This window comes from Synechococcus sp. 60AY4M2 (assembly GCF_002760375.1).
Lineage (GTDB): Bacteria > Cyanobacteriota > Cyanobacteriia > Thermostichales > Thermostichaceae > Thermostichus.
In genome coordinates, this window is the sequence record NZ_AUMZ01000001.1 from 978,571 (window position 1) to 989,344 (window position 10,774).

Below are 10,774 nucleotides of genomic sequence, written 5' to 3' on the forward strand. Positions count from 1 at the left end.
GACTGCATTCGAGGGCAGTTTATCCATCTGCCCAAGGTTGGGCCGGTCAAGCTGGTCCAACACCGCCCTTTGCCCGACGGTTTTACAAAGTAGCCAACCAGCGCAAAGATTTTCACTACAAGATGGCAAAGAAGTTGTTAAGTAAGGGGAAGCACATTGCTCATGAGGCGCTTACTATTAGGGGTCTGGCTAGAAGCAGACTAGCCAAATCTGTTGATGATGCTGGGTGGGGTGAGTTCCTGCAAATTTTGGCAGCCAAGGCTGAAAGAGCTGGGCTGTTGACGATTGCAGGGGATCCCCGCGGCAGCAGTCAAGAGTGCTCGGGGTGTGGTCGAGAGGTGCCCAAAAAGCTGCATGAGCGGTGGCACGATTGTCCGCACTGTGGGTTGAGGATTGGCAGGGATCACAACTCGGCGAGAGTCATCAAATCCAGAGCGGTGGGGCGTCCCGTTCTTCAAGCTCAGGAAATGTCCTGCTATCGGGCAGGGGTCACTGTTGGCGAAGCGTGGCGTAAGCCATGAAGCCTGCACTCTATGCGTCAGCATGAGTGTGGGAGTACGTCACCAAGGTAGGGAGCTATGGTAGTTGCAGCCTCTGCAGAAGACTTTGCCCTCTCCACTCAGCTTGGCTGGCCGGAGGCGGCCTATCTGCACATTCCCTTCTGCCGGCAGCGCTGCCACTACTGCGATTTTGCCACCGGCCTGGGCACGCGCGAACTGATCGAAACCTATGTGCAGAGGCTCTGCCAAGAGATCGGCGGCGCCTACCGCTACCGCCATTTGGCCGGGGATCCCCAGCCCTTGACCAGCATTTTTTTCGGCGGCGGCACCCCTTCCCTGCTGACGGTGAAGCAGTTGAGTCGGATTTTGAGCCAACTAAGGGAGAGGATCCCGTTTCATCCCGACTGCGAGATCTCGCTCGAGGCCAACCCCGGCACCCTGACACGGGAGCAGTTGGCAGGCTACCGGGATCTAGGGGTTAACCGCATTAGCCTAGGGGTACAGGCCTTTCAAGCGGAGCTGCTGGCCGCCTGCGGTCGCCTCCATGGGGTGGAAGAAATTTACGAGGCTGTGGCCGACTTGCAGGCGGTGGGCTTTGAGAATTTCAACCTGGATTTGATCTTCGGGCTGCCCTATCAAACTTTAGAACATTGGCAGGAGTCACTGCAGGCTGTTCTTGAAATCAACCCCACCCATGTCTCCGTTTACGATCTCACTCTCGAGCCGGGAACCCGCTTTGGGCGTCTCTACCGGCCGGGGGAGGCGCCTCTGCCCAGCGAGGAGACCACGGTTGCCATGTACCTGACGGCGCGGGAGTTGCTCACCCAAGCCGGCTACATCCACTACGAGATCTCCAATTTTGCCCGCCCTGGGTATGCCTGTCGCCACAACCGGGTGTACTGGGAAAACCGCCCCTACTTTGGCTTTGGCATGGGATCGGTCGGCTACGAAGGGGGGCGGCGCATTCAACAGCCGAAAACTCTCCACGCATACTTTGAACAGGTCAAAGCGCAGGTTCACCCCCTGCCGCCGCCGGCTTCTGCAGAAGAAATCTGGATGGATACGGTGATGTTGGGGTTGCGCCTCCAGGAAGGGCTGGAGTTGGCAACTCTACAGGAGCGCTTTGGCAGCAGGAAGGTGGAGCAGGCCTTGCAGAGGCTGGATCCCTATTTTGAAAAAGGTTGGGCCAGTTGTGAGGCGGGGCGGCTGCGGCTAGTCCCGCCGGAGGGCTGGCTGTTTTCCAACGAAGTCATTGAAGAGCTTTTGTTTTGAAGAGAACTGGGCAGGACATCAGTGAAGAAAGCAGCCGCCCGGTTCAAAGTCGACCTTTGTCCAACTTGTCTCTCAGAGGGTGGGGATAGCAGGGCTTACTGGCCGGGGGGATGGCGTTGCAAAACCTGCTTCAGGTAGCGCCCCGTATGGGATCCCGGCTGCTCAGCCACTGCCTCAGGGGTGCCTACGGCCACGATCTGGCCGCCCTGGTCGCCTCCTTCTGGCCCCAGGTCAATGATCCAGTCGGCACAGCGGAGGATGTCCAGGTTGTGCTCGATCACCAGCACCGTGTTGCCCGCATCCACCAGCCGCTGCAGGACGTTCAAGAGCTTGTGAACGTCGTAGAAAGACAGGCCAGTGGAGGGCTCATCCAGCAGGTAGAGGGTTTTGCCGGTGGAACGGCGGGACAGTTCTGCCGCCAGCTTTACCCGCTGCGCTTCCCCGCCGGAGAGGGTGGGGGCCGGCTGGCCCAGCTTGATGTAGTCAAGGCCCACATCGGCCAGCGTCTGTAGAATCTTGGCGGCAGGGGGTAGGGCGGCAAAAAACTCCAGCGCCTCCCCCACCGTCATGTCCAAGACTTCGGCAATGTTTTTGCCCTTGTACCTGACCTGGAGGGTCTCGCGGCTGTAGCGGCTGCCGCCACACACTTCGCAGGTAACATACACATCCGGCAGGAAGTTCATTTCAATCACGTTCACCCCCTGCCCTTTGCAGGCTTCACAGCGCCCCCCCTTGACGTTGAAGGAAAAGTGGCCAGCGTGATAGCCTCTAGCCTTGGCCTCTAGAGTCTGGGCAAAGGCCTGGCGGATGGGATCAAATAGACCCGTGTAGGTGGCAGGGTTGGAGCGAGGGGTGCGGCCAATGGGGGATTGGTCGATGACGATCACCTTGTCGATGTGTTCAACGCCCTGCAGCTCTCCCATTTCCGCGGGTTTGGGCACCTTCTGGCCGAGGTAGTGCTGCAGGGCGGGGTAGAGCAACTCGTTGACCAGGGTGGACTTGCCGGAGCCGGAGACGCCGGTGACGCAGACCAGCTTGCCCAGGGGGATCTCCACATCGATGTGCTTGAGGTTGTTTTTGTGGGCATCGGTGAGCTTGAGGGAAACGGCCTTGCCGGGCCGCCGCCGAGCCGGGGTCGGGATCCGCCGCCGCCCCGACAGATAGGCGCCAGTGAGGGAGCGCTCGCAGGCCAGGATATCGGCTAGAGACCCTTGGGCCACCACCTCTCCCCCGTGGATGCCGGCGCCAGGGCCAATATCCACGATGTGGTCGGCGGCGCGGATGGTTTCCTCGTCGTGTTCCACCACAATGAGGGTGTTGCCCAGATCCCGCAGGCGCAACAGGGTTTGCAACAAGCGCTCGTTGTCCCGCTGGTGCAAGCCGATGGAGGGTTCATCCAACACGTAGAGCACCCCCGTCAGGCCGGAGCCAATCTGGCTGGCCAGCCGGATCCGCTGCGCCTCGCCCCCCGAAAGGGTCATGGCCGGTCGGGCCAGGGTGAGGTAGTCGAGGCCCACATCGATTAAAAACTGCAGCCGGGTTCGGATCTCCCGCAGCACCAGCTCGGCAATCTGGGCCTGGCGGGGGGTGAGCTTGAGGTCTTCCAGGCGGCGCAGGCAATCGCCAATGGAGATCTGGGTGAGATCCGTGATGCGGTAGCCGCCGACGCGCACCGCCAGGGCCTCCGGCCGCAGCCGGGATCCGCCACAGGCAGCACAGGGGCGGTAGGTGAGGTAGGCCTCTAGCTTTTGCCGGTAGGTTTCGGAGGTAGTTTCTTGGTAGTGCCGCTGCAACTGGGGGATCACCCCTTCGTAGCGGCGGTAGTACCCCCGGCCCCGGTAGGGGGATTCCGCTTCAACGTAGATCTCCTGGTCGCTGCCGTAGAGGAGGAGCTGCTGCTGCTCAGGGGTGAGGTCGCACCAGCGGCTGCTGAGCTCAAAGCCAAAGGCCTTGGCGGCCCCCGCCAGCAGGGCCAGGTAGTAGGGGTTCTCCCGCTCCGCCCAGGGGGCGATGGCCGCGTACAAAGGGAGCTTGGGATCCGGCACGATCCGGTCGGGGTCGAAGATGGGCTCAAAGCCCAGCCCGTGACAGACAGGACAGGCGCCGATGGGGGAGTTGAAGGAAAATAGCCGCGGCGACAGCTCGCCCAGCACCGAGCCATGTTCGGGGCAGGCAAATTGTTCCGAAAAGATCAGCTCCGTCGGCTTGCCGTTGAGGTACTGCCCCGCCACCTCGGCCACTTTTTGCAGCAGGTGTTCCCGCTCTTCCTCTCTCGGCAAGAGCTCCACCACCGCCAGTCCCCCCGACTGGCGCAGACAGGTGGTCAGGGAATCGGCCAGCCGCTCGGCGATCTCGGGGCCCTTGACCAGCCGATCCACCACCACCTCAATGGTGTGGGCCTTGTTTTTGGCCAACTCGATCTCTTCGCTCAGATCCCGCACTTGGCCGTCGATGCGCACCCGCACAAACCCCTGCTGGCGCAAGCTCTGCAAGAGGGCTGCATGGGTGCCCTTTTTTTCCCTCACCACAGGCGCCAGCAACTGAAAGCGCGTCCGCTCCGGCAGGGCCAGGATCTGGTCCACCATTTGATCCACCGTCTGGGGTGCAATCACCCGGTCACAATGGGGGCAGTGGGGGATCCCGGCCCGCCCGTAGAGCAGCCGCAGGTAGTCGTAGATTTCGGTAACGGTGCCCACCGTGGAGCGGGGGTTGTGGCTGGTGGACTTTTGGTCGATGGCAATGGCCGGGCTCAAGCCCTCGATGCGGTCTACATCCGGTTTGTCCAGTTGCCCCAGAAATTGCCGCGCGTAGGCGCTGAGGGACTCCACATAGCGCCGCTGCCCCTCGGCAAAGATGGTGTCGAAGGCCAGAGAAGATTTGCCGGATCCAGAGACGCCCGTAAACACCACCAGGCGATTGCGCGGGATCCGCAGCTCGATGTTCTTGAGGTTGTGCTGCCGCGCCCCCACTACGTGGATTTCGTTCTGACCGGACATCTCGTCCCCTCTGTGCGCAGCGCAGGTCGAAAAACAACGAAAGTTAAGGAACATTAACGATTCTAGTGCCGCGCCAGAAGTCTGTCCTCTCCAATCGAGAAGGGGTGCCGGCAAGCTGGGTCTATCGTGGGCAGGAGAAGGAGAAAGACTTGGCTATCTTGGAAGGGCCACTTGAGGATCCCGAAGCAACCTAGCCCGTGGCCTGGCCGCTGCTTGCTGTCCAAAAGGTCTTCATCTACCTGCTGGTGGGGATCGCCTTCACGGCCCTCTGCCTTGGAGATCGGGCCCTGTCGCCGGCGGTTATCGCCCTCTGCTTGGCGGCAGGGGTGGGCAGTTGGTTCTGGGAGCCGCCCCGGATTAGTTTTGCCCGCTATGCTTCCCTGTGGATGCCCCTGACGGTGAGCGTGTTGGTCAGCTTGGCGGCCCTGGTGCTGGCGGGCGTGCTGCCGCTTTCGGATGGGGCCATAGGCCTGGTGCTTTACCTAACAGGGGCCAAGTTGTTCCAGCGGGAACGGGCAGCAGACCACATCCAGTTGGCGGTGCTGTCTCTGCTGCTGATGGCCATCGCCACCCTCTTCAACGAAGACATCAGCTTTGGGTTTTTATTCCTGCTGTATGTGGGGGTGGGGCTGGTTAACCTCACCCTCTATCACCTGCGCCTGCAGGCGGAGCAGCACCCGCAGGCGGCCAGCCAAGTCCGCGGGATCGACCTCAGCTTTTTGGGGTTTCTGGGATCCCTGGCCTTGCTGGCAACAATTCTCTCGGTGGTTTTGTTTTTCCTCTTCCCGCGGCTCAGCTTGGGGATCTTGGGCCGGCAGGCCCGCTCGCCGGTGATGACCACCGGCTTTGCCGAAGAAGTCAGCCTGGGGGAGTTCGGCACCCTTAAAACCGACAACACCGTTGCCCTGCGGGTGGAGTTCCCGGCAGGGGTGCCCCCCCAGGTGGAGTCCCTCTACTGGCGGGGGATCAGCTTTGATCGCTACGACGGGCGGGCTTGGTCGCGGACGCTGAACCGCGCGATCCCGATTTTCCCCACTGCAGCAGGGGTCTTTGATCTCTCGGCTTCCCCCTTGATCCCCACCGCGAGCGACCTCCAGTTCTTCCCCCTGGAGCAGCGGATTTACCTAGAGCCGCTGGCCACCACCACCGTCTTTGGGGTGGCGCCGCTGCTAGAGGTGGAGTGGCTAGATCGAGGTGGGGCGATGACTCCGCAGCAGGCATGGCAACGGCAAACTCGCCGCCTGCTCCTGCACGAGAGCGGGGATGTCAGCCATTCTCTGCCCCCCCGGCTGCCCTATCTCTACCGCGCCGTGAGCTGGATCCCCCGGGATCTAAGGCCCCGCCTGCGCCAGCTTAGCCAGGAGGAGCTGCTGAGTGCGCTTGACCCAGCCCAGCAGGCAGCCTACCTGCAGTTGCCGGCAGAGCTGGATCCGCGCATTCCCGCCTTGGCAGAGGAGATCACGGCTGGGATCCCCGACGTCTTTGGCAAGGTAACGGCTCTGCAGAACTACCTGCTGGAGAACTACGCCTACACCACCGATCTGCCGGATCCCGGGGCCGAGCCGCCTTTGGAGGCTTTTTTGTTTACCCATCGCCGCGGCCACTGCGAATACTTTGCCACCGCCCTGACGGTGCTGGCCCGCAGCCTTGGCATACCGGCCCGCGTGGTCAATGGCTTTTTGGGCGGTCGCTGGGTGGCGCAGGAGAAGTACTTGGCGGTGCGCAACGCCGACGCCCATTCTTGGACGGAGATCCCCTTTGGCTCCTACGGCTGGGTCATCTTTGACGCTACGCCGGCAGAGGCCAATGTTAGCCAGCGGCAAAGCGGGTGGGATCCCCTGCAAGATTTTTACGACAGCCTGCGCTTCCGTTGGTTTAAGTACGTCATCCAGTACGATCTATCCACCCAGCGGCAGATCTGGCGGCAGATTCAGGAGCTGGCCAGCCGCGTGACCGCTCCCCAAAAGCAGGAGGATGTCGTTGCCGCCCTCCGCCGCAGCTTGGTGGGCTGGGGGCAAAGCCTGCAGCAAAACAGCCTGCCGCTGGTGGGGGTGATGGTCATCACTGGCTTCACGGCCTACTGGGGCCGCCGCCGCCGCTACCAGGCCGTGCGCTGGCAGGATGGGGCCTGGATCCTCTTAGCCACAGCCGCCAATGGGGTGGTGATGGGATCCCTGTGGCAGCCTCCGCCCCCCTGGCCCACCTGGATGGTTGGCCTCTTGCTGCCGAGTCTGGCCTTTGCCGGGATGCGCTGGATCCCGGCGGCTCTACCCAAGTCCCAGCGGCGCCGCCAGGTCATCTCAAGGCTTTATCTGCAACTGCGGGATCTGGCGACGGCAGTGGGGATCCCCGCCCACCTAGGGCCAGAAGCTTGCCTAGAACACTTGCGCCAGGCCGACTTGCCTCAGGTTGAACTGGCCATCCGGTTCCTGCAGCGCTACCTGGAAGTACGCTTTGGCGGGATCCCGCTGGAAGCCGGGGAACTGCAGCGTTGGCAACACCACCTTAGACAGCTTAGGCGGTCCTGGCAGGCCAAGAGTTCGACGCCTGCTCCCGAAAGAACAGCTTGACTGGAAGACGGCTATAAAGCTCTACGAGAAGCCTTGACGTTATGAGGCAGTTAAGAGATAGTTAACTCTAGGTATAGACCTCGCAACCTGCCCCGGCCAAGTAGTAGACCTGAGAGGCGGATTGTCGCTGCAGGTAAGTTCTGCAGGGGCATTTGTGCGCGCTCTTGCTAACTGTTCAAGGCTGTGTTACTCTCCTTGACGTTCAGCTTCGAACGAGCAAGGGCGTGTTAGCTATGCGTAGCTATTCTCTGAGGGCAGCGTTGGCTGCGACTGTATGCATTTTGTCTTCTTCCGTCTTCTCCTCTAGCCTGGCTCAAGCGGCGCCTAAGCCGACCGGAAACGGGGCCATCTTCTTCCACCCGGATGGCACTTCGGCTTCCCACTGGGACATCACACGCATTCTCTACTACGGCCCCGATGGCTTTCTGAACTGGGATCGTCTTCCCGTGATTACCACCTATCGCGGGCACCATCTCGACCAGCTTGGGGGAACTTCCAACGCCGGAGCGGTGACCCATGCCACAGGAACTCGTGTCCACGCCAAGAGCTTTGGGTTGGATCCGGACGGCAAAGAGTACCCCTCTGCCAACGGCACCCTGAACACGATCATGGAAGAGGCTGTGGCGGCAGGCTTGGGTACGGCTCTGGTGCAAACGGGATCCATCATTGAGCCGGGGACGGCTGCCTTCGTTGCCGAAGTTGCCAAGCGCAGCGACTATGAGGAGATTGCCCTGCAGGTGGTGGAGTCAGGGGTAGACATCATCCTCGGCGCTGGCGAGGAATGGCTGCTGCCGGAAGGCGTCCAGGGTCGCTTTGGCCAAGGGAAACGCAAGGATGGCCGCAACCTCATCGAGGAAGCCAAGAAAAAAGGGTATGTCGTCGTCTATACCCGCGACGAGCTGCTGAAGCTGCCGGCGGATGCCTCCAAGGTTTTGGGGGTGTTCAACGTAGAGGATACCTTCTACGACAAGCCTGAGGAAGAGCTGCGCAAAGAAAACTTGCCCAACTACATCGCCAGCGCCCCCACCATTGCCGAGATGACGCAGTTTACCCTAGAGCGGATCTCCCGCAATCCCAAGGGCTTCTTCGCCGTCATTGAAGAAGAGGGCACCGACAACATGTGCAACAACCTCAATGCTTCCGGCTGCCTGGAGGCCATGAAGCGGGCCGACGATGCCATTGGGGTGATTCTTGACTTCATCGAGAAGAATCCCAAGACCTTCATGATAACCACCAGCGACAGCAACGCCGGCGGGATGCAGTTGGTGGATGTCGAGCCCGACAAGCCGGTACCCGCGACCGACCCAAGCGGCGCCCCCCTCGACGGTGTGGACGGCACCGGTACGAAGCCGTTTGTTTCTGCTCCGGACAAAAACGGCAATCGCTTCTCCTTTGCCATCTCCTGGGCTAGCAAGGATGACGTGGGCAGTGGGGTTATTGCTCGGGCTGCCGGCCTCAACGCTCGGGAGCTGCTGCCCCCCACCGGGATCGCCAATACCGACATCTACCGCATCCTCTACTTCGTGCTCTTTGGGGAGCGCATCCCCAGCGAGCTCAAGCCGTAGTCTCAGGCAGCCCGGCCTTGGCTTGGAACTTCTGGGGACGGAGGGGATCCCGGCGATCCCCTTTTTATTTACGCAACGCTGTCGCGAACGCGCCGCTCCAACTCCCCTCTCCCTCAGGGAGAGGGGCCGGGGGTGAGGGAAGTCCTTGCCACCTCCTGTCCAGGAAGGAGTGGATAGGCTGCCTAGTCCGGCTGAGAGCGCCCCTGCTGCACCGCCTGGTAGCGCCGCTTGAACTCCTGCTGCTGCACTTTGTGATCCACGATGGGATCCGGGTAGCCGCAGCGCCGCCGCTCCTGCAGAGCCCAGGATCCCTTGGGATCGTCGCCTACCCACAGCAAAGCGGGGGTATCCAGCCCGGCCAGCTCCGGCAGGTAGCGGCGGATGTACTCCCCTTCCGGGTCGTAGCGGGCCGCCTGGGTGGCTGGGTTGAAGATGCGCAGGGGCCTGGGATCCGTGCCCACACCAGCGCTCCACTGCCAGCCGCCGTTGTTGGCCGCCAGATCCCCGTCCACCAGCTTCTGCATAAAGTAGCGCTCTCCCCAGCGCCAGTCGATAAGCAGATCTTTGGTTAGGAAGCTGGCCACGATCATGCGGCAGCGGTTGTGCATCCAGCCGGTCTCGTTGAGCTGGCGCATGGCCGCATCCACAATCGGGTAGCCCGTCTGCCCGGCGCACCAGGCCTGAAACCAATCTTGGCGGTTGTCCCACTCCAGCGCATCAAAAGCGCGCCGATAGGCGCCGCTCTCCACGTGGGGCCAGTGGACCAAAACATGCTTGTAAAACTCGCGCCAGCACAGCTCCTGCCGCCAAGTCTTCAGGCTGCTCTCGGCCTCTTCGCTGCGCACCTCCGCTTCCACCTCCCGCGTGGCCTGCCACACCTGGCGAATGCCGATGGTTCCCCAGCACAGGTGGGGGCTGAGGAGAGAGGTGCCCTGTTCAGCCGGGAAATTGCGGGCCCGCTCGTAGTCGAAAATGCGCAGGCCCTGACAAAAATCCTCCAGAAGACCCTGAGCCACGCTCTCCCCCGCTGCCGGGATCCGCTGCTCACAGACAAACCCCAGATCCGCCAAGCTGGGCAGCGGTTGGGCTTGCAGGCTTGACACTGGCTGGAGATCCTTGGGAATGGGGAAGGGATCCGGCTTAGGCAGGCTGGACCAGCGGCGCCAGAAGGGGGTAAAAACGGAGTAGGGATCCCCCGCCTGGGTCAACACCTCTCCCGGCCCGTGCAGCAGCATATCTTGGTAAGAAAAAGAGGGGATCCCGGCTGCCGTCAAGCTGGCCCGCACCCGACTCTCCTGCTGCCGGGCCAAGGGATCCAGATCTTCGTTCCAGAACACGGCCTGCGCCCCCAGCTCGGTGGCCAACTGCCGCAGCTCCGCCAACGGATCCCCCCGCCGCCAGAGGAGCGGGATCCCCATCTGGGCGTAGCGTTCCTGCAGCTCCTGTAACGCCTGGAGGAGAAACGCCACCCTGGCTGGGGCCATATCCGCCCGCTGCAAGACCTGCGGGTCGAAAACGAAAACCGGCACCACCTGGGAGCTGCGCTGCGCCGCCGCGTGGAGGGCTGTGTTGTCCGCCAGCCGCAGATCGCGGCGATGCCAGAGGAGAACCGGGGAAGTCATAGGAGGCCAAGCAACCGGATCCCATCTTGGCCGCTTTTTCTTCCTCTCTTCAACCCCAGGCTGCCGGCAGAGGTGGGCAAATGATGTCTATTCCCCCAACAGACGTCCAGGGCAGGGACAACAGCGCTCGTCAAGGTTTCGCTGGCCATCGCTGGAGCCCATGGCGTAAGCTGTATCTCCCGGCCTCACCACCAACTGAGTCAGCTTGAGGGCAAGTAGCGGATCGAGCGGCTCCGGTACATTAAGTAG

Annotated in this window: 6 protein-coding genes; 4 read left to right on the forward strand and 2 right to left on the reverse strand. The window is 61.9% G+C overall.

What is annotated here, in order from left to right; genetic code table 11:
* Positions 1-122 precede the first annotated feature (122 nt).
* Entirely contained in the window at positions 123-521 is a 399-nt protein-coding gene (locus tag SYN60AY4M2_RS04250) for a transposase (RefSeq protein WP_240527880.1), read from the forward strand.
* Between the two features lie 57 nt (positions 522-578).
* A complete protein-coding gene (gene hemW / locus SYN60AY4M2_RS04255; RefSeq protein ID WP_099812356.1) occupies positions 579-1,772 on the forward strand; it encodes a radical SAM family heme chaperone HemW in 1,194 nt (397 codons plus the stop codon).
* Positions 1,773-1,867: 95 nt separating this feature from the next.
* On the opposite strand, the gene uvrA is transcribed toward hemW, so the two are convergent.
* Positions 1,868-4,768 carry an excinuclease ABC subunit UvrA gene (gene uvrA, locus SYN60AY4M2_RS04260; protein WP_206336910.1) on the reverse strand — a complete coding sequence of 967 codons (2,901 nt, stop codon included), beginning with the start codon at positions 4,766-4,768 and terminating at the stop codon, positions 1,868-1,870.
* 197 nt (positions 4,769-4,965) lie between these two features.
* Here uvrA and SYN60AY4M2_RS04265 point away from each other — a divergent pair, with 197 nt between their 5' ends.
* Together SYN60AY4M2_RS04265 and SYN60AY4M2_RS04270 are read left to right on the forward strand one after the other, a co-directional pair.
* On the forward strand, positions 4,966-7,338 hold the full coding sequence (locus tag SYN60AY4M2_RS04265; RefSeq protein WP_099812358.1) for a transglutaminaseTgpA domain-containing protein: 2,373 nt from the start codon (positions 4,966-4,968) through the stop codon (positions 7,336-7,338).
* Between the two features lie 260 nt (positions 7,339-7,598).
* Positions 7,599-8,903 carry an alkaline phosphatase gene (locus SYN60AY4M2_RS04270; protein ID WP_240527722.1) on the forward strand — a complete coding sequence of 435 codons (1,305 nt, stop codon included), beginning with the start codon at positions 7,599-7,601 and terminating at the stop codon, positions 8,901-8,903.
* A gap of 182 nt (positions 8,904-9,085) precedes the next feature.
* Here the strand turns inward: SYN60AY4M2_RS04270 and SYN60AY4M2_RS04275 are convergent, their stop codons facing one another.
* Entirely contained in the window at positions 9,086-10,525 is a 1,440-nt protein-coding gene (locus tag SYN60AY4M2_RS04275) for a deoxyribodipyrimidine photo-lyase (RefSeq protein ID WP_099812360.1), read from the reverse strand.
* Positions 10,526-10,774: the final 249 nt, after the last annotated feature.

Bases quoted from the DNA above. Each gene is read 5' to 3' on its own strand.
- hemW (WP_099812356.1), top strand. From the start codon at position 579: ATGGTAGTTGCAGCCTCTGCAGAAGACTTTGCCCTCTCCACTCAGCTT.
- SYN60AY4M2_RS04250 (WP_240527880.1), top strand. From the start codon at position 123: ATGGCAAAGAAGTTGTTAAGTAAGGGGAAGCACATTGCTCATGAGGCG.
- SYN60AY4M2_RS04275 (WP_099812360.1), bottom strand. From the start codon at position 10,525: ATGACTTCCCCGGTTCTCCTCTGGCATCGCCGCGATCTGCGGCTGGCG.
- uvrA (WP_206336910.1), bottom strand. From the start codon at position 4,768: ATGTCCGGTCAGAACGAAATCCACGTAGTGGGGGCGCGGCAGCACAAC.